Origin of the sequence: Acinetobacter calcoaceticus ANC 3811, assembly GCF_000399665.1 — a bacterium.
Classification (GTDB): Bacteria; Pseudomonadota; Gammaproteobacteria; order Pseudomonadales; family Moraxellaceae; genus Acinetobacter; species Acinetobacter calcoaceticus_B.
Map to the genome: position 1 here is coordinate 43,143 of NZ_KB976986.1, position 23,817 is coordinate 66,959.

Sequence of the window (23,817 nt, forward strand, 5' to 3'; positions counted from 1 at the left end):
AAACTCTTCACAACTTGTTAAAAAATGACCAAAAAAGATAAGTTTTTTTTCATTTTCCCCTTGAAGCCTTTTTTTTCATCCCCACAAAAGTGACATCTAAATATTTTGTTATTGCTCTGGATTAAGGCAATAGCAATTAATCAAAAAGACTAAGTCTGGTGGAGTTAATTATGAGCAACATTCGTCCATTACATGATCGCGTTGTAATTCGTCGCGTAGAAGAAGAAACCAAAACTGCTGGTGGTATTTTACTTCCAGGTTCTGCTGCTGAAAAACCATCTCAAGGTGAAGTAATTGCAGTAGGTAATGGTCAAATCACTGAGAATGGCGTACGTGCTTTGGATGTTAAAGTTGGTGACAAAGTATTGTTTGGTACTTATGCAGGTACAACAGTGAAAGTAAGTGGTGAAGAACTCTTAATCATGAAAGAGTCAGATATTTTAGCTGTGTTGGAAGGCTAATCAATCCATAACTCAATCCATTATCAGATTCAGTATTTAAAAAGATTCGGAGTTTAATATGTCAGCTAAAGACGTAAAATTTGGTGATTCAGCTCGCTCAAAAATGATTGCAGGCGTAAATGTACTTGCAGATGCTGTTAAAGTGACTTTAGGCCCTAAAGGTCGTAACGTTGTTATTGACCGTTCTTTCGGCGCTCCGCACATCACTAAAGATGGTGTAACTGTTGCTAAAGAAATTTCATTAAAAGACAAGTTTGAAAACATGGGTGCTCAACTTGTTCGTGAAGTTTCTAGCAAAACTAACGACATCGCTGGTGACGGTACAACAACGGCAACTGTACTTGCTCAAGCAATTTTAAATGAAGGGATCAAATCTGTAACTGCAGGTATGAACCCAATGGATTTAAAACGTGGTATCGATATCGCAGTAAGAACTGTAGTTGAAAATATCCGTTCAAATGCAAAACCTGCTGATGATTTTAAAGCGATCGAACAAGTTGGTTCTATCTCTGCTAACTCTGATACTACTGTTGGTAAACTTATCGCTCAAGCGATGGAAAAAGTAGGTAAAGAAGGCGTAATCACTGTAGAAGAAGGTTCTGGCTTCGAAGACGCATTAGACGTTGTAGAAGGTATGCAGTTTGACCGTGGTTATATCTCTCCGTATTTTGCAAACAAGCAAGATACTTTAACTGCTGAGCTTGAAAACCCGTTCATCCTTCTTGTTGACAAGAAAATCGGTAACATTCGTGAATTGATTTCTGTTTTAGAAGCAGTTGCGAAAACTGGTAAACCACTTCTTATTATTGCTGAAGATGTTGAAGGCGAAGCGCTTGCTACGCTTGTTGTAAACAACATGCGCGGTATTATCAAAGTATGTGCTGTTAAAGCTCCTGGCTTTGGTGACCGTCGTAAAGCAATGCTTCAAGACATCGCGATCTTGACTGGCGCAACTGTTATTTCTGAAGAAGTTGGTATGTCTTTAGAGCAAGCGACTCTTCAAGATTTAGGTACTGCACACAAGATCACTGTTTCTAAAGAAAACACTGTGATTGTTGATGGTGCTGGCGATGCAGCTGCTATTGCTGAACGTGTTCAACAAATCCGTGCTCAAATTGAAGAATCTTCTTCAGAATATGACCGTGAAAAATTACAAGAACGTGTTGCTAAATTAGCAGGCGGTGTTGCTGTAATTAAAATCGGTGCGGCAACTGAAGTTGAAATGAAAGAGAAGAAAGACCGCGTAGACGACGCACTTCATGCAACTCGTGCAGCAGTTGAAGAAGGTGTGGTTGCTGGTGGTGGTGTTGCGCTAGTACGTGCTGTAAATGTATTAGACAACCTAAAAGGCGCTAACGAAGATCAAACTGCGGGTATCAATATTTTACGCCGTGCGATCGAAGCTCCACTTCGTCAAATCGTTTCAAATGCTGGTGATGAGCCATCTGTAGTGATTAATGCAGTTAAAGCTGGTGAAGGTAACTTCGGTTATAACGCTGCAACTGGCGAATATGGCGATATGTTAGAAATGGGTATTCTTGACCCTGCTAAAGTAACTCGTTCTGCACTTGAACACGCTGCTTCTGTAGCTGGTTTAATGTTAACTACAGAATGTATGATTACTGACCTTCCAGAAGATAAAGCAGCTGTTCCAGATATGGGCGGTATGGGTGGTATGGGCGGCATGATGTAATAACGCATCAACCCCTTAACCAAAAAAATCCCTGTTTTATACAGGGATTTTTTATTTTTACGTGATTTTAAGAAATAGTTAAGTTCAATCACTTATATTAAAAAACAGGAACAGCAGCTAGAAGTTCCTCTTTGTTACAACCATGCTTATTTACTTATAAGCATGGTTTTTTTTATCCTAATAAAATGAACAACCATGTAATGGCAATGATAGAAAGTGCGACAAATTGAGCAGCGCTTCCCATATCTTTTGCATTTTTAGAAAGCTGATGTTTTTCAAGAGAAACTCGATCAACGACTGCTTCAATAGCTGAATTGAACAGTTCAACGATCATTGCAAATAAACATACAATAATGAGTAATACGTGTTCACTGCGGGTTACATCAAGAAAAAAACTGACTGGAATTAAAATAAGATTAATTAAAACAATTTGTCGGAAAGCGGCTTCATTTTTATAAGCTGCTTTAAATCCGGAAATCGAGTAGCCCGTTGCATTTAATATACGCTTAAGGCCTGTTTTGCCCTTATAAGGAGAATAGCTATTCATTTACTTATATTTCTGACACATTTCATGCATTATACAATTTGGGTCTTAAAAAATTATTAAATCTTTTTTAAAGATTTTGACTTTATAACTGAATAGAGAAGAAGAGATGAAAAAATTATGTGTAGCTTTGGGTCTTGCATTTTGTAGCATGCATGCTGCGTATGCCGAGCAAGCGCCTACTCAACAAGTACCTGGATATTATAAGCATCAATTCGGCAAATACCGTGTGACTTCTTTACTTGATGGTACGATTTATCTAAATCCTGACTTGTTTAAAAATTTAAATCAGACTCAGAAAACTAAAATATTAACTAAATATGCTGCTGTGAATGAGAAGGGTATTCAAACTTCGGTCAATGCATTTTTAGTTGATGATGGCAAAAGTTTGACGCTTGTCGACAGTGGTGCAGCAAGTTGCTTTGGTCCACAACTTGGTTCGATTGCAAAAAATATTGAATTGGCAGGGTATCAACTGGCAAATGTAAAAACAGTGTTGCTCACACATTTACATCCAGACCATGTGTGCGGAATTGCTCAAAATGGGAAAGCTGTTTTTCCAAATGCAACCGTTTATGCACATGAACGCGAGGCTGATTATTGGTTAAATCCAGCTTCTGAAAAAACAGTGCCAGCGAATCAAAAAGCAAATTATTTAGGTACTGTTAAAAATGTAAAAGCAGCACTTGCTCCATATCAAGCAACAAAAGCATTCAAGACATTTAAAGATGGTGATGTCATTCAAGGCTTTGAAGTGATCGATACGCGTGGTCATACACCTGGTCATCATAGCTTTCGCTTAAAGAGTAATGATCAACAAATCATTTTTGTCGGAGACATCGTTCACTCACATTCTTTGCAGTTTGATGCTCCAAAAACAGGTGTGGATTTTGATGTGAATTCTGAGCAGGCGATTAATACCCGTTTAAAAATGTTCGCTGAAATTTCAAATAAACAGCAGTGGGTCGCAGCACCACATTTACCATTCCCAGGCATTGGCCATGTTTATAAAGTAAACGCTGAGCAATATCAGTGGATTCCTCTCTATTTTGATAATGTTGTAGAGAAATAAAAAAACAGGGCATTTATTGCCCTGTTTTTTCATTAAAAACTTTAATTATTTTGCGGCTTTTTCATAATTAATAACAGCTTCACGGCCAAGTGCTGGGTCATCTGTAAAGACCCCATCAACACCCGCTTTGAAATAGGCTTCAAACTCTTTTAAAGCACCAGTTGGGCAGCGCTCAGCTGGTTTATCTTGACTGCATTTTAAAGGCTTTGGTAAGAAATTATTTTCTGGACGGAAAGTATAAGGATGTACTTTTAAACCAGCTGCATGCGCATCAGAAATAAACGAAGTCGTTTGAACTGAGCCATTGTCATTAAAGTTCAGAATATAGCCTTTACTTGGACCTACCCCGTTTGCATATTTAGCTACGTCTTTTAAGCTTTGTGCTGTGGCTAAATCAGCATAAGTTCTAGTTTCACCAGATTCAACGAAGTCGGCTGGTTGAGAAGTTTTAGCGTCATATAATTGAATAATTTGTGCATGTTTAATGGTTTTATGAAGGTCGAGCTGATCTTTCAAATATTTTAAATTACTCACTTCAAAAGACTGTAAATAGACAGGTGCAATATCACGTGTATATTTATATTTGGCTAATGTTTTTAGAAGGGTATCTTCCATTGCCAGATTATGATTTTTAAAGTAACTCGGATGTTTGGTTTCAATATATAAACCAATAATTTTTCCCGTTTTTTTATAATTTGCTTCAGCCAGCTCAATCACTTGTTCTAGAGTCGGGACAGGGTAAAGGTCATTATAGGCTGTGTTTGCAGGTCGGAACTCTGGAATACGTTCACGTGCTTTAAGTTGCTGTAATTCACTTAAAGTGAAGTCCTCTGTAAACCAACCCGTTAAGTCTTTGCCGTCAATATTTTTTGTTTTTTTACGGTCTGCAAACTGAGTTAAAGTACTTACGTTGGTTGTTCCACCAATCTCATTTTCATGACGAGTAACTAACACGCCGTCTTGTGTAGAGACTAAATCTGGTTCAATAAAATCTGCACCATCATCAATGGCTTTTTGATACGAAGCTAAAGTGTGTTCAGGGCGTAAAGCACTAGCGCCACGGTGCCCAATTACTAAAATCTTAGGTAGTTGATACTCTGGTGTAGTTGGTGTGTTTTCAGTTTTATCATCGTCATTACAGCCAACCAAGCTAATTAAACTTAAGCATAAAATTGCTCTTTTAAACATAATTTTACTCATATTGTTTTAATTGAAACGGCTCTAGTTTGCTCATTGAACTTGACGTGATCATGAAGAATTCATGAATTTTCAGTGACACTTGTTAAAACCTTCTTTATGGCTTTGTAGGAAATGCCTATTCCTGCTTTGTTTTTGTCCTAATTGCATTTATTGTGTTAATTCTACTTGTCTTTTATATATCGCTCGTTGATGATCATGATGCCGAATTCGGTATTGCCACCTGTTAATTGACGACTTAATTTTGAGCAGCCATGCTATCTAAATTTTTTATTCAGCGCCCTATTTTTGCCAGCGTACTCGCAATTATTGTTATGGCATTTGGTATTTTCTCGGTTATGAATTTGCCAGTAGAACGCTATCCCGATATTGCACCACCAAAAATTACAGTATCGGCAAGTTATAGTGGGGCAGATGCACAGACGGTTGAGCAAAGTGTTACTCAGATTTTAGAACAGCAAATACAAGGTATTGATCACTTACTTTATTTCAGCTCTACAAGTGATTCGTCGGGACGTAGCCGAATTACGATTAGTTTTGATAATGGAACAAATCCAGATACGGCACAGGTGCAAGTACAAAATAGCATTAGTGGCGTGATAAGACGTTTACCAGATGAAGTACAACGCCAAGGGGTGACGGTAAGTAAGTCTCTGGGCGATACTTTTATGGTGGTAGGTTTATATGACTCGACTGGTAAAGCGGGGAATATTGAGCTATCAGACTATTTAACGACGCATGTGGTAGATAACCTGAACCGTATTGAAGGGGTGGGTGAGTCCGATGTTTTTGGTTCGCAATATGCAATGCGAATCTGGTTAAATCCTGATAAATTAAAACAATATAATTTAATGCCAAGTGATGTTGCCAGTGCAATTACCGCTCAAAATACCCAAGTGGCTGCGGGTGCAATTGGCGATTTACCTGTTATTGATGGGCAATATTTAAATACTAAAGTTACAGCTGGTTCTCGACTAAAAACAGTCGAAGATTTTAAAAATATTGTAGTAAAATCAAATCAAACAGCGAGTTATGTCTATTTAAAAGATATTGCTAGAGTTGAGTTAGGTGCAGAAAACTATCAGTCATTTAACACCATTAATGGTTATCCTGCCGCAGGTTTAGGTATTTCACTGTCTTCGGGTGCAAATGCCATTCAGACCTCTAAACTCATCCATCAAACTCTAGATCAGCTTACAACTAAATTACCTGCGGGTTATAAAATTGTTTATCCACGTGATAACACGCCGTTTGTTCAAGAGTCGATTAAGGAAGTTGTAAAGACCCTTATTGAAGCGATTATTTTAGTTATTTTAGTGATGTTCCTGTTTTTGCAAAGCTGGCGCGCGACACTCATTCCGAGTATTACCGTTCCGGTTGTTATTTTAGGAACTTTTGCTGTCTTATATGTGCTTGGTTTTAGTATTAACACCTTAACGTTATTTGCGCTGGTACTCGCTATTGGTTTGTTAGTCGATGATGCAATTGTCGTGGTGGAAAACGTTGAACGGCTCATGCATGAACAGCACTTAACACCGAAAGAGGCAGCCATTGAGTCAATGGGCGAAATTAGTGGTGCTTTAATTGGGATTACATTGGTATTAACTGCTGTTTTTATTCCAATGTCTTTTTTAGGTGGCTCAATTGGGGTAATTTACCGCCAGTTTTCCATTACCTTAGTTGCGGCTATGGCTTTATCGCTTGTTGTTGCATTAGTCCTAACACCAGCATTGTGTGCCTTAATTTTAAAGCCTAATCCTCAGCCTATGCGTTGGGCAGTTTGGTTTAATCAAAAGATTGATCAACTGAAAAATCAATATATCAAGATTGTTCAAACAAGCATTCGTTATAGTAAATCGGTTGTCGTGATTTTTGTGGCTTTGATTGCTGTTTTTATGCTGTTCTATAGCGGTTTAAAAAGTGGATTTATTCCTAAAGAAGATCAAGGGATTTTAAGCGTTCAAATTAAGCTTGTTGATAGTGCTCCAATTTCTCAAAGTCAGAAAATTGGTGAACAAGTTCGTCAATATTTCTTGACTCAAGAAGATAAAAATGTCGATTTAGTTTTAATCCGCTATGGTCGAAACAATTCGGGTACAGGGCAGAACTTGGCGCAAGGGTTCATTGCTTTAAAACCGTGGGATGTGCGTACTGGAAAAGAAAACTCAGCGGATGCTATACAAAAGCGGGCAATGAAATATTTTAGTCAATTAAATAATGCTCAAATTAATGTGACTTTACCCCCTTCGGTAAATGGTTTAGGTCAAACCGATGGTATGGATTTATGGATTCAAGATTTAAATGGGCAGGGACAAGATTTTCTAGATAGCACTTTCCGTCAGTTGCAAACTCAAAGTAAAAATTATTCAACTTTTGAAAACTTTGATAAGCAATCAACCAATAGTAAAGCAAATCTCAATATCAAAATTGATCAGAAACAAGCGTTAGCAAATGGTTTAGAACTTCCTGCAATTAACAACACTTTGTCGAGTGCGTGGGGCGGAACATATGTAAATGACTTTATTGACCGTGGTCGTATTAAGCGTGTCATGATTCAAGGGGATGCCGAGTTCAGATCAAAACCTGAAGATTTATATAACTGGTCTGTGCGTAACAACCAAAATGAAATGGTGCCTTTTAGTTCATTTGCTAACTTTAGCTGGGGCGGTGCTCCTGAAATCGTAAAACGTTATATGGGTTATAGTGCCTTGCAGTTACAGGCGGATGTTGCGAGTGGCAGCAGTTCAGGTCAGGCAATGAAAGATGTTGAGCAACTTGTAAATCAGCAAAAAGATGTTGGTTTAGCTTGGACAGGTTTATCTTTTGAAGAACAGAAGTCGACAAATCAGGCTGTCTGGTTATATTTAATTTCGGCCGGCTTTATTTTCTTATGTTTAGCCGCTCTATATGAAAGCTTGAGCATTCCAGCCGCTGTGATGACCTCTATTCCGCTAGGTGTCGGAGGAAGTGTCATATTCTCATATATTTTCGGACTACCAAATGATGTGTATTTCCAGATTGCACTGTTAACCACAATTGGTCTGTCATGTAAAAACGCAATTTTAATTGTTGAGTTTGCAGCGTTGGCTCAAGAAAAGGGTAGGAATGCCATTCAGGCGGCTTTAGAGGGCGCTAGCTTGCGTCTAAGACCGATTTTAATGACATCTTTAGCTTTTGGTGCAGGTGTGATTCCTCTCGTTTTTGCTCAAGGTGCTGGGGCTGTGAGCCGTCAAGAAATCGGTATTAGTATTTTAGGTGGAGTGATGTTTGGTACGGTGCTGGTTTTATTCTTTATTCCAGTTATGTATGTGTTATTGCGTTCATTATTTAGATCGAAAGCGTCTAGTTAAAAGTAAACAATTTAAAAAGAGGCATCAAATCAAGTATATTAAGTTTAACTTCTCTTCATATATTTGATTTAGATGCCTCAAGAAAAAAAATTAACAGAGCAACAGGTCATCGCATTAGAACGAGACCTAGCCAAGTTTGCCACCATGATGGATAGCGCAGTACGCATTCCTTTTACAAAGCAGGGCATTGGGGCCGATGCTGCACTGAGCACGATTCCAATTGCCGGTGATGTCGCTGGTTTTGTGCTGACGTGTTATGCGATTTATAAAGCTAAACAGATTGGTGTACCACAACACAAGTTAACTCCAGTCATAAAACTCGCTGTCGTAGATGCTGTAGTAGGTTTTGTTCCTGTTGCTGGGACTATTTTCGATATATTTATACGGCCTAGTAGAAAAGCCTTAGATGTGGTTCATACCCACATACGCGAAGAATATGCGATTCAAAGTGATATTCATGTTGTTCATCCATATTTGCATGAAAAGCTCGAAAAGAAGCAGCAGCACTCAGCCTTCTGGCGTAATCCTGTGGTGAGTTGGTTATGGTTGCATATACCCGATTTATTAGGCGCGTTTGTACTGTTTTTAATTGGCTTCGCTGTTTGGTGGGGTGCAAGTTATCTTTGGGGTCTCTATCAAACCATGTAATAAAAATAAAGCCTCCAGTTGGAGGCTTTATTTCTTCACGTTAAACGTTTTATGGGCAATCTAATTGATGTAAAGCTGCCACACGTTGTTCAATTGTTGGGTGGGTTTGGAACAAAGCAGCTAAGCTAAAGCCTTGTTCTTTACCTTCCGCAATCGCGAAAGCTTTCATTTCTTTTGGCATTTGATCTGGCAATTCTGTCTCAGCTTGGAGACGTAATAATGCAGAAATCATTGCTTGTTTACCGGCTAAACGTGCACCTGCTTCATCAGCACGGTATTCACGATAACGAGAGAACCACATCACAATGGCAGAAGCGAGAATACCAAAGACGATATCTAATACCATGGTAATGAGGAAATAACCCATACCTGGGGCTTGATCATCTTGACGACCAAAAACATTACGGTCGATAAAATCACCGACTACACGAGCAAAGAACATAACAAAGGCGTTCACGACACCTTGGATGAGTGCTAGGGTAACCATGTCACCATTCGCAACGTGACCAATTTCGTGCGCAAGCACAGCACGTAGCTCATCCTTGTTCATACGCTCAAGGAGACCAGATGAAACGGCAACTAAGGCATCATTCTTATTCCAGCCTGTTGCAAAGGCATTGGATTGATATGATGGAAAAATACCAACCTCTGGCATGTTAATACCAGAACGTTGAGAAAGTTCAGCGACTGTTTGCAATAACCAGCTTTCAGCTTGGTTACGAGGAGCATTCGGGTCGATCAGTTCTGTACCGGTCGTTTTCTTAGCCATCCATTTTGACATGAATAACGAGATTAAAGATCCCACCATACCAAACACAAAACAGATCACTAAAAGGTTGCCTAGATTTAAGCCACCCGCGCCATGGTAACTACCGACACCGAAGAGTGACAAAATAATGCCAGCTACAACCAGTACCGCGAGGTTGGTAAGCAAAAACAAACCAATCCGCATCATTGAGAAAATCCTCTTATAAATAAAATGTTATCTGATTTACAAATTCTAAATCATGCAGCTAATATGCGGGGCTTAGGGGAAAAATTCAAGAAAAAAATAAGGAATTGATACATTCTTTCATTTAGCAGAATGTACCTAAATTTAAAGAATAATTGGCTAAAATCGCCTAAATGGTAAGGATCAGGTAATAGATCATTACAATTTAAAGCACAGAAACTTGACGGAATAAACCGTCAGTAAACGTTCTTATTCTATTCGAATATGTGCAGTTGCCGTGGCGTTGTTTGTGACATAAGTACCGGTAGGCGCATCAGTAAATGTGCCATTTGATAAAGTCACAATTTGACGAGAGGAAGAATATTTAGGAGCTGGTGGTGCTATTTGAGCTGTTGTGTTTTCCACTAAATTAGAAGGTTGAGAGGGGACTTGTGCTGAAGTATTAGAACTATTGGAAAAAGATGAAAAACCTGAACCAGATGAATATAAGTTTTGATATCGGCTCGTTACACGGCGCACGTAATCTTGGGTTTCACGAAAAGGTGGAATGCCGCCGTATTTATCAACGTTTCCTTCACCAGCATTGTAAGCAGCAAGTGCCATTTGCGTATTGCCACGAAAACGCTTGAGCAACCAGCTTAAATATTTTGCACCTGCAAAGATATTTTGCTGAGCATCAAAGGCATTGGTCACGTTAAATCGACGTGCAGTCGCCGGCATAAGTTGCATAAGACCTTGCGCTCCCACAGGAGAACGGGCATTTGCATTAAATCCTGACTCGGTATGCATGACAGCCTTAATTAAGCCTTCAGATACACCATGCTGTAGAGCAGCTTGTTTAATAATATGGTCAAAAGCATTTTTATTTTTATTGTAGCTTGGCAGAACAGAAGCTTCTGATGCTCCCCAATTTGTATAACTATGAATATTACTGTCAGGGTAATACGTCATTTTTACTTTTTTAAGTGACTGATCATAACTTTTTCGGTTAGTCAGCAATGTACTACCATTTTTATCTTGGTAGACATACATTTGACCTGCTGAGCTCGACGTTATGCCGACCGAAAAAGTAGTCATCCCCAGTAAACAAGAAAAAAGAAATTGAACCGGTTTTTTCATTTTATGTTATTCACAATTTTAAGATATTCAAAACTTGTCGAAGAGTTTATCAAAAAATATTACAGAAAGAACTTTTGTGTAATTTTTTTTATTTCGACTCTTTCAAAAAATCAAGCTGTTTTGTTCGAATGCTCATCAAAAAAAATTAAAAATTATTTTTAAAATGATTCTATTGACTTGAATAACATGTTGATATTCAATGATAAAAAACATTGGCTAAAAAATGATCAATTTAAATAAAACCCTTAACAGAAGGTCTAAACAGTTTGTCAAGTACGAAGAAATCCACAATTTTATCCACAGGTTTTGTGGAAAACTGTGGAAAAGTCCAAAAAGTAAGCACTTTGCACAATTTTTGAACGCTTCAGTCAAAATAGAGCACGACTTTTGCATCATGCATGAGCAATGTGACGACTTCAAGAATTGAAACTATTCTTTTGGTGCGATTCTCTTCCGAATCATATAAAATTGCGCGGTATTTTTATTTATGGGTATATCTCGTCTATGTACGCGCCAGTTGAGTCCAATCAGGGATTTAATTTTAAGCCTGAACTTCCAACAAGCTCGGCCTATTACCGTTTGCTCAAGAAGCTTCGCCGTCAAGTTGGACATGCTATTCGTGACTTCAATATGCTTGAAGAGGGCGATAAGGTCATGGTGTGTGTGTCTGGTGGTAAAGACAGTTATACCTTGCTCGATATCATGTTGCAGTTTAAACGTATTGCACCAATCAATTTTGATGTTGTTGCGGTTAACCTTGACCAAAAGCAACCCGGCTTTCCTGAAGATGTCTTACCTCGTTATATGGAAGAAAATAACATTCCATATTACATTTTAGAAAAAGACACCTACACCATTACCAAACGTTTAACGCCAGAAGGTAAAACCTACTGTGCAGTATGTTCGCGTTTACGCCGTGGTTCTTTATATGGCTTTGCACAAGAAATTGGAGCGACTAAAGTTGCTTTAGGACATCACCGCGATGACATCCTTGCAACGTTCTTCTTAAATCTGTTTCATGGTGGTAGCTTAAAGGCGATGCCTCCAAAGCTTTTATCATCAGATAAGAAGAATATTCTGATTCGTCCATTGGCATATGTTGAAGAAAAAGACATCATCAAATATGCCGAGTTACGTCAGTTCCCAATCATTCCATGTAACCTTTGTGGTTCGCAGGAAAACTTACAGCGTGCCATGCTTAATGAAATGCTACGTGACTGGGATAAACAATATCCGAAACGCTTACACAGTATTTTCGGTGCGTTACAAAACGTATCACCGTCTCAGTTAGCAGACCGTGAATTGTTCGATTTCGAAGCTTTAGATTCTCAGCGCGAGCTAGATTTTAAAGATCCGGAAGAGCTCAAAAACCGTTTAGATGTCGTGAACTTAAGCTTTGCTGCTGAATAAACGCTAGACATAGACAATGTTAAAGGCACTTTATAAACAAGTGCCTTTAATGTATCAAAATACTAAAAAATGAATGTTGCGTACAAAAAGTCATAGCCCTAAATTTAAATTACATGCTATAACAACGCTCAAGCAGAATTGCTTCACATGATGTTGTCTGGATAGACAACTAGAGAAATTGAACAAATAAATTTGAGGAAGAATCATGCCTGCATTTTTAACTGAAGATTGGTTTGCTACTGTCGAAAAATTAACTGCTGAAGCAGGGGATCTTAATTTGCCACCTGCTCTTGCGAATTTGGCAATTAATTTAGTAGTTACAGATGCTTCTGGAAATACCGAATTAGCTTTAGATGGGGGTAAAATCCAAAAAGGTTTGTCTTCAAATGCCAAAACAACTTTAAATATGGATGCTGAAACTTTACGTAAAGTATTCTTAGAGTTTGATATGGCTGCTGCTATGCAGGCATTCATGACTGGTAAAATTAAAGTTCAAGGCGATATGTCTCAATTAATGGCTTTACAAACAGCTAAGCCAAGCCAAGAACAAAAAGATTTATTTAAGAAAGTATTAGAGCATACAGCTTAAATCTAAAAGAATTCATATAAAAAGCTTACCCCAAGAGGTAAGCTTTTTATTCACACAAACAAAGAATTTATCAACTTTTAAACAATAAAAATTAGATATTGATTCGTGTTTGCGCTGTTTTGATATGTTCAAGATAAGCACGAATACGAGTGACATATTGAACCGCTTGCTTATATCGACCATTACGCGTTTTATTACTTTGCAAATAATCGTAGAGATTAACCCATTGGTTCGGATCTTTCCCTTGTGCTTGCAAGCGCTTCTGAATCTGGTTTACCGCACCTGGTCCCATATTATAGGCCACCAGCGCATACCAGTTCCGATCAGGGAAAGGAATATCATCATATTCACTTAACATCTGGTCGTAATACTTCGCGCCACCTTGAATGCTTTGAGCTGGATCACTACGATTGCTTACACCCATTGCTCGAGCAGTGCTATTGGTCAGCATCATTAAGCCACGAACACCTGTGGGAGAAACAGATTCTGGCTTTAAATATGATTCTTGATAACCAATTGCGGCAAGTAAATGCCAGTCGAGATCGTATTTAGCTGCACTTTGTTTAAAGCTCGCTTTATAAATCGGTAAACGCGTCGTTAAGTCACGTTGGATGGTTGACCAAGACTCTGGTTTCACCACATTGCGGTTATAGAAAGAAGCGAGTTGCTGAGTCACACCATTTTGCTTACTTTGGCATACATAGCCACTAGCGGTCTGGGTGAGCGGGTCATCAGCTTGTTTAAACACCCAGCTTAACTCAGGATTTAAACCATTTTTTTGCAAATCGACTGTGTCACCACAACTTGCAGAAAAAGATATTAAACCTTTGTTCTCGATGGTACTTAAACCAGCGGTCGTCATCGCAAAGTTTGCTTTACCTTGCTGAACCCATCTAAGTGCAGTGGCATTGTCTGCCACGATTTTAAAGTCCAGCTTTACATTAAGAGTTTGTGCATAGTTACGGGCTAAGTCGTAACCAAAACCATGTAAAAACTGATCTTCTTTGAAAACGGTTGTCGGGCTTTCTACCGCAACAACAGTTAGAGTGTTTGTGTTTACTACAGTATTGTACTGTAGGGTTTTTCCTGCATTAATACTAAATGGAAAAAGCATAGTACTGAGTGCAAGTGCTTTTAACGGGAGAGAAGAAAATAAAGAGTTAAGGCAAAGCCTCGACCCTGAATTTGAATTACTGTGCATGTTGTCTCCGCTACAGATAATTTATGCCCAAAAAGTCAGACAATAAGCTGCCATAACTTCTAAAAGTTGATAAATTCAATAAGGGGTGGGCAGTCATGACGTCATTCAAAATGACATGAAATGAAAAAAACAAACTGTGTAGAAAATCTACATAGTTGTCTAAAAGGTTAAAAAATGCTCAACATTTAATCTGCGCGCATCATAGTATTGAAAAAAAGTATTGTCAAATTTCGTACAATTAAATATTCGATATATCATCATAAACACATGAATTTCTTAAGGAAGAAAATTTATACACTTCTGATATGAGAAAATAGGGTATAAAATGCTACATCTTGTAAGCGATATGTTGTTGAACAGTGGTTTTTAATCATGAAATCTAACTTAATTACTCGGTCAGGGCATGACAAATTAGTTGCTGAATTAAAACAACTTTGGCATGAAGAACGACCGGAAATCACTAAGAAAGTGAATTGGGCTGCAAGCTTAGGTGACCGCAGTGAAAATGCCGATTATCAATACAATAAGCAGCTCCTTAGAAAAATTGATCGACGAGTACGCTATTTAGGAAAACGTTTAGAAGAATTAAAAATTATTGATTACGCACCTGAGCAAGACGGAAAGGTTTACTTCGGAGCTTGGGTAGAGATTGAAAACGAAGAAGGCGAGCAAAAAACTTTACGTATTGTGGGAATCGATGAAATTTATGATCATCACCCGCAACATATCTCAATTGAATCGCCGATGGCTCGCGCACTGCTTGGCAAAGAAGTAGATGATGAGATTGAAGTACACACACCATCTGGAAAAAAGCTTTGGTATATCAATACAATTCGTTATGAAAAGAACGGAAACCCAGAAAACTAAATTAATTTGTATTTATTTTGAGCGTTTGAATTAAAAGTTAAATAAAAGGTTTGCCAACTTGAGTTTTTATTTATATTATAGCGCTCGTTGGAAGCGTGGCAGAGCGGTTTAATGCACCGGTCTTGAAAACCGACGAGGGTGTGAGTCCTCCGTGAGTTCGAATCTCACCGCTTCCGCCAAATTCTTAAAAAGCCCTTGTTAATGACGAGGGCTTTTTTTTATGCCTGTTTTTTTATTTTCTCTGCTTATATCAATTTTGAATAACGCTATTTAATTTTTATAAAAATATGTGCCTATATTTTTCCTTATTGTCATCTTAGTTTGATTTATAAGTAATAAAAATCGATTGTTCTTCTCATTTAATAACTCACAATCCACTCTTAAAATAAAAACTTTAATCTTCATTTAAGTTCAACTCTTTAATTTATTACATAGCAATTGATTTCTTTAATAGGTCAGAAAAACTCAAACATGACTTTATTTTAGCTAAATCAAAAAATTAAAGTGAGTTATAAAAAATGAACCAATTCGTAACAAGTTCGAAGAATATTATTCGTGGTAAATTTCACCCCGAATTTTTGCAAGATGAAGTACTCGCCGATATTTTTATTCAAACTGCTCAAAATCTCTCAGATAAAACAGCTTTAATTGAAGCAAATAAAACGTTGACGTATGGGGAGTTATATCAGCAAGCCTTAATTATGGCTCAACATTTGACAATAAGAGGGGTAAAACCAGGTCATATTGTTGGGTTATGGGTACCTCGTGGCATCGAGCTTTTAAAAGCCCAATTGGCGATTTGTTTGAGTGGCGCAGCGTGGCTTCCTTTTGATATGGATACGCCAGCCGACCGTATTGCGGTTTGTCTTGAAGATGCCGAAGCTGTCGGGATGATCACTACCGATGAATGGTATGAACACTTAGCTGAAGTGCCACAAACAAAATGGACAAATACTGAACTTCAAAAGCCACTCAGTGAAAATATTCCTTTAGCTAGAACGACCTCCGATCAACCTGCGTATATTATTTATACGTCAGGCTCAACGGGTAAGCCGAAAGGGATTGTAATTACTCAAAAAAATATTTGTCACTTTCTGCGTAGTGAAAATAATATTTTAGATATTCAAGAGCAAGATAAAGTCTATCAAGGCTTTTCTGTCGCTTTTGATATGTCGTTTGAAGAAATTTGGCTTTCTTATTTGGTTGGTGCAACTTTGTGGATTGCACCTAAGTCGCTTGTCAGTGACCCTGAACGTTTATGCCAAACATTAAAGCAGGAACAAATTACAGTATTACATGCTGTTCCAACATTACTGGCTTTATTCCCTGAAGATGTACCTAACTTAAGAATTATTAACTTAGGTGGGGAAATGTGCCCAGACTCACTTGTTGACCGTTGGGCATTACCTCACCATCAAATGTTTAACACTTATGGTCCAACTGAGACTACGGTTACCGCAAGCCTTGAGTCGTTAGAACGTGGTAAACCCGTCACAATTGGGAAACCATTACCAAACTACGGTATGTTGGTGATTAACGCAGAACGAGAATTATTGGCTCAAGGTGAAACAGGTGAGCTCTGTATTTTCGGTCCGAGTGTAGCACCGGGCTATTTAGGCAGACCTGACTTAACGGCTGATAAGTTTATTGAAAACCCTTGGGCAATGAGTGCGGATGAAGAGTTGCTTTACCGTACTGGTGATTTGGCAAAAATTGATGAATTTGGTCAAGTACATTGCTTAGGTCGTGCTGATGATCAGGTAAAAATTCGTGGTTTCCGTGTTGAACTCGGGGAAATTGAAGCAGCACTTTGTGATATTGATGGTATTGGAACCGCAGCAGTAATTCTACGTCAAGAAGACGGAATTGATCAGCTCATTGCCTTTATTGCAGCTGAGCTTGATGCAAAACAGCCCATAGAAATTAAGCAGCTTCGTCATACTCTAGCTCAACGTTTACCACCTTATATGGTGCCGAATCGTTTTGAGATTATTGAAGAAGTCCCGCGTTTATTATCTGGAAAAATTGACCGTAAGGCTTTAAAAGCAAGACCGCTTACGAGTGTGATTGACCGCAGTGAATCTGACCAGCCACAAAATCCAGCCGAAGAAATTTTATTTGAAATTTTGAATCGCCTGTTTCCTAACATGCCGATTAAACTAGATTCAGATTTCTTTGATGATTTAGGTGGGCATTCGCTTTTAGCCGCTGTTTTAGTTTCAAATTTGCGTGAACATCCTCAATATAGCCATCTTACAATTCAAAGCTTATATCAAGCGAGAAGAGTGGGGGCAATTGCAGCTTTAATGTTGGAGCAACCAGAGCCAACATTATTTGATAGCCAAATTGGGCAAGATAACCCGCGTAATCAAACTTATAAATGGTTATGTGGTATTGCACAGCTTGCAACCATTCCAGTTTTAATTTCGATTAATATTTTGCAGTGGTTAGCGCCATTCTTTACCTATCACTATTTTACAGGTGGAACCCGAGACAGTATTCCATATGCAATCGCGTTGTCTCTATTGGTTTATATTAGCGTTATTATTACCAGTTTCGTCGTTTCAATTGCCGTCAAACGATTATTAATGTTAGGCGTTGGTGCAGGGCGTTATCCACTTTGGGGAATGACGTATTTCCGTTGGTGGTTAGCAGACCGTATTAGCAATATTTCACCAGTTTATTTATTGTCAGGTTCAACTTTACTTAACCTCTATTTAAAAGCACTGGGCGCAAAAATTGGACATGATGTCACCATTAGTTCAGTTCATATTCGCATGCCATCTTTATTAACTGTTGAAGATGGCGTGAGTATTGGCTCTCAAGTGAATTTAGAAAATGCCAAAGTCGAACATGGTCATTTGGTGTTGGGTTCAATTCATCTTAAAGAAGATAGTTATGTAGGGTCGTATGCTGTATTAGAAGAAAATACAGTGTTAGAAAAACAAGCTCATGTAAATGCCTTAACTTCAATTGAATATGACACGGTTGTGCCAGCCGGAGAAATTTGGGATGGTACGCCAGCTAAAAAAATAGGGCATGTAGATGAACACGCTAAAATGCCAGAACGACCTAAATTATCGTTCATTCGTAAGATTGCTGAATATGGATATTATGGTGTTAGCGCGTTAATTATTGCTTGTCTGTTCTTTATTCCAATTTTCCCAAGTTTCCTTTTGGTCGATTGGTTAGATGTAAACGTATTTAATATTAATCCGAATAACCACCTGCAAATCGCACTTTATTATTTTGCTTTAGCGATTCCAGCTAGTGCCATGATGATGATGATTACTGCTGTCATTTCTTCAGCAATACGCAAAATTGCATTGCCTCGTCTTGAGACTGGAACGTACGCTGTTCATGGCAGCACCTATTATCGTAAATGGTTTGCATCTCAAATTTTAGAAACAAGCTTACAAACATTGCACGGCCTGTTTGCTACGATTTATGCGCCTACATGGTTCCGTATGTTAGGGGCGAAAGTAGGTAAAAATACTGAAATTTCTACCGCAAATGGTGTTATTCCTGAAATGCTGACTTTGGGTGAAGAAAGCTTTATTGCCGATGCGGTAATGTTGGGCGATGAAGAAATCAAAGGCGGTTGGATGACATTAAAATCGACCAAAATCGGTAATCGTAGCTTTGTCGGAAATAGTGCTTATATTGCTGATGGAACTGTTTTACCAGATAACGTTTTAATTGGCGTACAGTCAAAAACACCAGATAACCTTGAAATGTATGATGGTCAAACTTGGTTTGGTTCGCCGCCATTATTATTGCCTGCACGTGAAGCTGCCGAAAAATATCCTGACCACTTAACGTTTAAACCAAGCTTCAAGCGCCGTTTCATGCGTGGTTTTATTGAAGGCCTTCGTGTTGTATTACCAGCCGCACTCGCAATTGGTGTCGGTTATATGATCGTGCTTGAGATTATTGATGTTATTAATAAATATAACATCCTAACTGGTTTGTTGGCTTTAACGCTTGCTGGTTTGCTGTATGGTGTTGGCTGTTTCATTATTGTTGCATTGATGAAGTGGACTTTAATTGGTCGTTATCAACCGCGTTCTGCTCCAATGTGGACAATGTTTGTATGGTTGAGCGAAGGGATTACCAGCTTATATGAATCAGTTGCGATTCCAAACTTCTTAAATTACTTAAGAGGAACGCCAATGTTGCCATTCTTCTTGCGTATTTTGGGTGTTCAAATTGGTAAAGATGTTTACATGGATACGGCCGATATCACTGAGTTTGACTGTGTAACTATTGGTGACCGTGCTGAGTTTAATAGCTTCTCAGGCCCACAAACCCACTTGTTTGAAGATCGTATTATGAAAATTGGACAAGTAAATATTGGAAATGATGTGGTTGTAAATTCACGTAGTATTATTTTATATAACGCCAACGTTAGCCACCATGCAGTGTTAGGGCCATTAACGTTGGTTATGAAAGGTGAAAATATTCCTGCCAAATCTGCGTGGATTGGTTCACCAGCCGTGCCTTGGGTTCATAAGTAATTAAAACTGAGTTTAACTAACTAATTTAAAAGCCTTTGTGAAAACAGGGGCTTTTTTTATACATAGGACATAAATTACAGTCATAGTTAGCTTAAATATTGCTAACAAATCCTGAAAATTTCATATAAATCAAATAAGTACATATTTTAATCAAAACTGTTTTATTTATATAATATGTTTTTTATTATCAGTGCCTTACCAAGAGCACGTCTATATATCAGAATTGAACAAGTTATTTGTAGAATATTCACTTATTGATATATGATGATCCAATATTTAGAAACTGATTCAAAACATAATTCTGTTGTTCAGCGAGCAAGATCAAGGAAGAAATAAGGCTGAATTCAGGCTTCTAAACCCTTATATATCTGGAAATTACTTCCAGCCAAATATTGCATTTCGACCCAATGGTTGGGAATGCCACGCTCTTTTGTAGAGTAGGCGTTTCCTATTTTAGGATGTATCTATGAAAAAATTATTTAGTGTCCTGTTCAGCGCATCTGTACTCACACTGACTGCATGTAATAAACAACCTGCACAAACTGAAAATACAGCACCCGCTAAAGACAAAACTGAGTCAGTACGCACAATTAAACTTGTTTCAACAGGTTCAGACACTGACGTATGGAAATATGTTGCAACGCTTCCTGAAACTAAAGAAGCAGGCATTAAACTCGAAGTGACTAACTTGACTGACTACGTTGTGTTGAACACATCTGTAGCAAGTGGCGAACAAGACGTAAATGCGTTCCAGTCATTTAACTATTTAGCAGCTTACAACGCTTCTAATACAGCTAAAGTTGCTGCTGTTGCGACAACTTACTTGGAACCAATGGGTCTTTATGCAAATAAAGTTAAAACTGTTGATGAGTTCCCACAAGGCGCTACAATCGCGATTCCAAACGATACTGCTAACGAAGCGCGTGCATTAACATTATTACAGTCTGCTAAACTTATTAAGCTTAAACCAGACTTTGACCCTGTAAAAGGGACAACCAATGACATCGCTGAAAACCCTAAAGGTTTAAAATTAAAACCAATTCAAATGACAACAGCAGTCCGTGTTAAAAACGACGTTGATGCAATTGTATTGGGTAATACATTGGCACTTGAAGGCGGTTTAAACGTACTGAAAGATTCTATCTTCCGTGAACCTGTTGACCAGTCTACAAAGCTTTATGTGAACTTATTAGGTGTGGCTGAAGCGAATAAAAATGACCCGATCTATACGAAGTTAGGTGAACTTTACCACTTACCTAAAGTACAAAAGTTTGTGAGCGAAAAATTTGCAGGTACAAAAGTTGAAGTTAACAAACCTGTTTCTGAGTTTACAGACATCAAATAAGTAATTTTTTTTAATTAAAATTATTTTTCAAAGCTAAGCCTCGGTAATCGGGGCTTAGCTTTTTTTTATATTTCATATAACGCTCATTATTTTAAATTGAGAAAAACTATGAGTTTTACTACTTTAATGCGTAAGTGTAAACGCAGTCATTTCCCGTGCTTTTAGTTTCTCTAAAGCGATATTGCGGATACATTCGTTTTCATCATTCAGATAGTATTGTGCCATTTCAGGATGCTCAACCAAAATCTTCATTCGCACATCATTATCAGCATCATCTTTGAGCAGCTCTACCAAAGCCGTGTCTTTATGAAAGCATAATTTCCTGATTGTAGGCGAAGGATCATAAATAAAGCATTTCGCGAGGTGTGGGTGACGACAGATAGAATGCCACCTCACTGCCTCACATGTATCTTCGACATAATTTTTTGCACACGCTTCCCACTTGGTACAGTATTCTCGTACAAGATCATCAGTATCATGCATTAACGCCAAGCCTAGAGATTCGCTTTGCAAAGCGCAGGCTGCACGGACAAAACGGTGTTCATCATGCATGAGCTCATTAGCAATATTAGTTGATCGACTAACACAAGCTGCTCGAACATTAGGGTTACTGTCATGTTTAAGCTGATGGGCAATCAATTTACTTGCATCAACTGCTCTGATCCGTACAGGATAATACTCACTCATTGCCATCAGTGTGATACAGCTTTGCCATTTCATACAGCCTTCATCAAAAAATTGCCAATAATCTTCATTTTCTTCTAGGAATTGAATAAATGCTGCATGGGTATTGGTGATAATGACAAACTTCTTGGCGATGTCTTCATCCTCACGTAGAGCCTGATACAAGCGTTCTTGTGGTGGTTCCTCAGAACATGGATCAAACTCGGCACCTTCAGCCATGAAATTAACATAGTGACCAACTTCATCTAATTCCATATTCAATCCTTTAAATTATAAGGTAAATTTTTAAATTTCCTAAAATCAACGTAATATGCTTTAAGTGATTTAAAAAATGGGAGCAATTAGCTCCCATTTTTTATTTTTGTTTATGTTCTTTGTAATACTGGTGTGATCTCTTAGAATTATGCTTCCAACTTTTAACAACTTTGTGGAAATATGTTGGAAGATCATCCCATGCATCAACTAAACTGGGACCACGTGCTACACGAAGCTTAAGAGGGTAATCTTTATATTCAAAAAATGCATTGAATAAAAGCTTTTCTCTTGCTTAGTACTGAATTTTTTATAATACACACTTCTCATATTAGGAAAGTGGTTCAGAAAAAACTCATTAGAATGTGGTATTTTTACAGATTGTTGATACTGATATTTCAGTTTTTTCATTGCTCCTCCTAGGTAACATTACCTAGAAGGGGTCCTCTGCAAAGTAGTACATTTTCTTTAATCCTACATATTGAATATTTTGTCATATACGAACTGTATTGTTGATTTTAAAAGCTAAACTACGATTATCCTGCTTAGCTTAAATCTATTTAAAACAGTATGCTTAAATTCACATATATTGTACGTGAGTCAATTTTATATAATTTTCATGTGCTAAGTACATTGTAAAATATCAAAATTAAAAGGTATAGGAAGAATTTTAGGAATGTATTTAGTTCATATTTGGACCATTAACTCTATCGATGAAGGTGAGTCTCTTTTCGCCTATCAAATTCAAAAAGAATTTGCAGATATTTTAGTTTCAATTTTTGATGAGAAGTCACTTCCACTTATTTCAGATCTTTCATATGTGGATTATGATTTATATAGTGATAAACAGCTTAATCAATTAATTAGCGAATTTAAAAAACTCATTGAAATTTATACGGCTTTTATAGATGAAATTTCTAAAATAATAAGCTTTTTAGAAAAAGCTATTGAGCGTAATGAAAAAATTCTTTTTGACCCCTTTAGGGAATCAATCTTGGGCTTAAATATTTAAATTTTTCCTAAAACACTAAATACAGTTTATATGAAATAAATTAAGTATCTATAGAATTGAGTGGATATAAAATATATGAAGTTAAAGATTTAAAAATTATGATACCCATACAGCCATTCTCCTTTTTTGCAATTTTTCTATTGTTTATTGTCCCATTGATTGGTGTTGTACTAACACTAGGTTTATTGGTGAAAGTACTATTCTTTTGGCGAAAGAAGGCTCAAAAGCCTGTAATGTTCTTTTCTCAAAAGACATTATTCATTCTGCTATTGGCTTTGATATGTGACCTGTGGGCAGGTTATTTATTTTATATGATGGCATCGGTAAAGTATGAGTTCGCACTTGAGCAGCATTACAAGGAAAGTCGCCGTCATTTCGTTTTATCTCAAGATGCACAATATGGCGAACTATTGATTCCCAAAGGGAGCTTAATTAGTCGCTATGATGCTTTTGACAATGGTGAGCCACAATTACCCTTAAGTTTACGGGGATTACAGGCTGTACGTTTCCCTCATCCTGTAAAAGTCGCAGGGATGTGGGTAACTGCGATGGAGCCTCCTCGAATGGAGTTGGCGTGGGATCAGCAAATAGGTTCAGTTATGCGCTTTGATCCTAATGAGGAAAATGGTTATGGTAAATGGGTTGACGACACAAAGCATCCTACAATCGCTTGTTCTCGTGGAGACATCGTACTACTTGAAATTCCATTAATTGATCATGATATTCAAAAAGAATTTGGTAAACCTGAACCCGATGGATCTAATGCGCGTTTTCGCCCTAGTGAGTGGGGTGTTCAAGAATGCGAAAAAGATCAAGGGCCAATTAAAGTTAGCCCTGCATATATTGGAAATAAGCCAAAAAAGCCTTGGTTTCAACTATCAGACTGACAATATCTCATGTTAAA

The 23,817-nt window shown here is 37.9% G+C and carries 18 protein-coding genes, 1 tRNA gene and 1 pseudogene; 13 read left to right on the plus strand and 7 right to left on the minus strand.

The features are described 5' to 3' along the window. Positions 1 to 170: 170 nt before the first annotated feature. Together F935_RS01465 and groL are read left to right on the plus strand one after the other, a co-directional pair. Positions 171 to 461: a co-chaperone GroES gene (locus F935_RS01465; protein ID WP_002120604.1), complete on the plus strand. Its 291-nt coding sequence runs from the start codon at positions 171 to 173 to the stop codon at positions 459 to 461. Between the two features lie 58 nt (positions 462 to 519). Next, positions 520 to 2,154 carry a chaperonin GroEL gene (groL, locus tag F935_RS01470; protein WP_016137276.1) on the plus strand — a complete coding sequence of 545 codons (1,635 nt, stop codon included), beginning with the start codon at positions 520 to 522 and terminating at the stop codon, positions 2,152 to 2,154. A gap of 172 nt (positions 2,155 to 2,326) precedes the next feature. On the opposite strand, the gene F935_RS01475 is transcribed toward groL, so the two are convergent. Continuing rightward, positions 2,327 to 2,701, minus strand: a complete 375-nt coding sequence (locus F935_RS01475) for a diacylglycerol kinase (protein WP_016137277.1) — start codon at positions 2,699 to 2,701, stop codon at positions 2,327 to 2,329. Positions 2,702 to 2,807: 106 nt separating this feature from the next. Between F935_RS01475 and F935_RS01480 the strand changes: the two genes are divergently transcribed. Then, entirely contained in the window at positions 2,808 to 3,770 is a 963-nt protein-coding gene (locus tag F935_RS01480) for an MBL fold metallo-hydrolase (RefSeq protein WP_016137278.1), read from the plus strand. 45 nt (positions 3,771 to 3,815) lie between these two features. On the opposite strand, the gene F935_RS01485 is transcribed toward F935_RS01480, so the two are convergent. Next, a complete protein-coding gene (locus tag F935_RS01485; RefSeq protein WP_016137279.1) occupies positions 3,816 to 4,958 on the minus strand; it encodes a glycerophosphodiester phosphodiesterase in 1,143 nt (380 codons plus the stop codon). Positions 4,959 to 5,221: 263 nt separating this feature from the next. Between F935_RS01485 and F935_RS01490 the strand changes: the two genes are divergently transcribed. Both F935_RS01490 and F935_RS01495 read left to right on the plus strand, forming a co-directional pair. After that, on the plus strand, positions 5,222 to 8,317 hold the full coding sequence (locus F935_RS01490; protein WP_016137280.1) for a multidrug efflux RND transporter permease subunit: 3,096 nt from the start codon (positions 5,222 to 5,224) through the stop codon (positions 8,315 to 8,317). Positions 8,318 to 8,389: 72 nt separating this feature from the next. Beyond that, complete coding sequence (locus tag F935_RS01495) at positions 8,390 to 8,965, plus strand: DUF4112 domain-containing protein (RefSeq protein WP_016137281.1); 576 nt, start codon at positions 8,390 to 8,392, stop codon at positions 8,963 to 8,965. Positions 8,966 to 9,014: 49 nt separating this feature from the next. Here the strand turns inward: F935_RS01495 and htpX are convergent, their stop codons facing one another. Then, positions 9,015 to 9,920: a protease HtpX gene (gene htpX / locus F935_RS01500; RefSeq protein WP_005307880.1), complete on the minus strand. Its 906-nt coding sequence runs from the start codon at positions 9,918 to 9,920 to the stop codon at positions 9,015 to 9,017. A gap of 246 nt (positions 9,921 to 10,166) precedes the next feature. After that, positions 10,167 to 11,036, minus strand: a complete 870-nt coding sequence (locus F935_RS01505) for a lytic transglycosylase domain-containing protein (RefSeq protein WP_035365987.1) — start codon at positions 11,034 to 11,036, stop codon at positions 10,167 to 10,169. A gap of 504 nt (positions 11,037 to 11,540) precedes the next feature. Here F935_RS01505 and ttcA point away from each other — a divergent pair. Both ttcA and F935_RS01515 read left to right on the plus strand, forming a co-directional pair. After that, positions 11,541 to 12,446 (plus strand): tRNA 2-thiocytidine(32) synthetase TtcA, encoded by a 906-nt coding sequence (gene ttcA / locus F935_RS01510; protein WP_003650120.1) that lies wholly within the window; start codon positions 11,541 to 11,543, stop codon positions 12,444 to 12,446. A 205-nt stretch (positions 12,447 to 12,651) separates the two neighbouring features. Beyond that, complete coding sequence (locus F935_RS01515) at positions 12,652 to 13,035, plus strand: SCP2 sterol-binding domain-containing protein (protein WP_002118641.1); 384 nt, start codon at positions 12,652 to 12,654, stop codon at positions 13,033 to 13,035. 91 nt (positions 13,036 to 13,126) lie between these two features. On the opposite strand, the gene F935_RS01520 is transcribed toward F935_RS01515, so the two are convergent. Further along, positions 13,127 to 14,236: an MltF family protein gene (locus F935_RS01520; protein ID WP_016137283.1), complete on the minus strand. Its 1,110-nt coding sequence runs from the start codon at positions 14,234 to 14,236 to the stop codon at positions 13,127 to 13,129. A 372-nt stretch (positions 14,237 to 14,608) separates the two neighbouring features. Between F935_RS01520 and greB the strand changes: the two genes are divergently transcribed. From greB to F935_RS01540, 4 genes are all read left to right on the plus strand, one after another. Further along, positions 14,609 to 15,103: a transcription elongation factor GreB gene (gene greB / locus F935_RS01525; protein WP_016137284.1), complete on the plus strand. Its 495-nt coding sequence runs from the start codon at positions 14,609 to 14,611 to the stop codon at positions 15,101 to 15,103. Between the two features lie 89 nt (positions 15,104 to 15,192). Continuing rightward, positions 15,193 to 15,282, plus strand: a tRNA-Ser gene (locus tag F935_RS01530). 339 nt (positions 15,283 to 15,621) lie between these two features. Continuing rightward, positions 15,622 to 19,620: a delta-poly-L-ornithine synthetase PosA gene (gene posA, locus F935_RS01535; protein WP_016137285.1), complete on the plus strand. Its 3,999-nt coding sequence runs from the start codon at positions 15,622 to 15,624 to the stop codon at positions 19,618 to 19,620. Positions 19,621 to 20,086: 466 nt separating this feature from the next. Then, positions 20,087 to 20,965, plus strand: coding sequence for a MetQ/NlpA family ABC transporter substrate-binding protein (locus tag F935_RS01540; protein ID WP_016137286.1), 879 nt, complete (start codon positions 20,087 to 20,089; stop codon positions 20,963 to 20,965). Positions 20,966 to 21,088: 123 nt separating this feature from the next. Here the strand turns inward: F935_RS01540 and F935_RS01545 are convergent, their stop codons facing one another. Together F935_RS01545 and F935_RS18945 are read right to left on the minus strand one after the other, a co-directional pair. Beyond that, on the minus strand, positions 21,089 to 21,904 hold the full coding sequence (locus F935_RS01545) for a hypothetical protein (protein ID WP_016137287.1): 816 nt from the start codon (positions 21,902 to 21,904) through the stop codon (positions 21,089 to 21,091). A 100-nt stretch (positions 21,905 to 22,004) separates the two neighbouring features. Further along, positions 22,005 to 22,312: pseudogene (locus tag F935_RS18945) on the minus strand (hypothetical protein). Positions 22,313 to 22,577: 265 nt separating this feature from the next. Here F935_RS18945 and F935_RS01555 point away from each other — a divergent pair. Together F935_RS01555 and F935_RS01560 are read left to right on the plus strand one after the other, a co-directional pair. Beyond that, complete coding sequence (locus tag F935_RS01555) at positions 22,578 to 22,913, plus strand: hypothetical protein (RefSeq protein WP_016137288.1); 336 nt, start codon at positions 22,578 to 22,580, stop codon at positions 22,911 to 22,913. 140 nt (positions 22,914 to 23,053) lie between these two features. Then, a complete protein-coding gene (locus F935_RS01560; protein ID WP_080645658.1) occupies positions 23,054 to 23,800 on the plus strand; it encodes a hypothetical protein in 747 nt (248 codons plus the stop codon). The last annotated feature ends 17 nt before the right edge of the window (positions 23,801 to 23,817 follow it).

Coding starts and splice junctions, on each gene's coding strand:
- F935_RS01465 (WP_002120604.1), top strand. CDS start 171: ATGAGCAACATTCGTCCATTACATGATCGCGTTGTAATTCGTCGCGTA.
- groL (WP_016137276.1), top strand. CDS start 520: ATGTCAGCTAAAGACGTAAAATTTGGTGATTCAGCTCGCTCAAAAATG.
- F935_RS01475 (WP_016137277.1), bottom strand. CDS start 2,701: ATGAATAGCTATTCTCCTTATAAGGGCAAAACAGGCCTTAAGCGTATA.
- F935_RS01480 (WP_016137278.1), top strand. CDS start 2,808: ATGAAAAAATTATGTGTAGCTTTGGGTCTTGCATTTTGTAGCATGCAT.
- F935_RS01485 (WP_016137279.1), bottom strand. CDS start 4,958: ATGTTTAAAAGAGCAATTTTATGCTTAAGTTTAATTAGCTTGGTTGGC.
- F935_RS01490 (WP_016137280.1), top strand. CDS start 5,222: ATGCTATCTAAATTTTTTATTCAGCGCCCTATTTTTGCCAGCGTACTC.
- F935_RS01495 (WP_016137281.1), top strand. CDS start 8,390: ATGCCTCAAGAAAAAAAATTAACAGAGCAACAGGTCATCGCATTAGAA.
- htpX (WP_005307880.1), bottom strand. CDS start 9,920: ATGATGCGGATTGGTTTGTTTTTGCTTACCAACCTCGCGGTACTGGTT.
- F935_RS01505 (WP_035365987.1), bottom strand. CDS start 11,036: ATGAAAAAACCGGTTCAATTTCTTTTTTCTTGTTTACTGGGGATGACT.
- ttcA (WP_003650120.1), top strand. CDS start 11,541: ATGTACGCGCCAGTTGAGTCCAATCAGGGATTTAATTTTAAGCCTGAA.
- F935_RS01515 (WP_002118641.1), top strand. CDS start 12,652: ATGCCTGCATTTTTAACTGAAGATTGGTTTGCTACTGTCGAAAAATTA.
- F935_RS01520 (WP_016137283.1), bottom strand. CDS start 14,236: ATGCACAGTAATTCAAATTCAGGGTCGAGGCTTTGCCTTAACTCTTTA.
- greB (WP_016137284.1), top strand. CDS start 14,609: ATGAAATCTAACTTAATTACTCGGTCAGGGCATGACAAATTAGTTGCT.
- posA (WP_016137285.1), top strand. CDS start 15,622: ATGAACCAATTCGTAACAAGTTCGAAGAATATTATTCGTGGTAAATTT.
- F935_RS01540 (WP_016137286.1), top strand. CDS start 20,087: ATGAAAAAATTATTTAGTGTCCTGTTCAGCGCATCTGTACTCACACTG.
- F935_RS01545 (WP_016137287.1), bottom strand. CDS start 21,904: ATGGAATTAGATGAAGTTGGTCACTATGTTAATTTCATGGCTGAAGGT.
- F935_RS01555 (WP_016137288.1), top strand. CDS start 22,578: ATGTATTTAGTTCATATTTGGACCATTAACTCTATCGATGAAGGTGAG.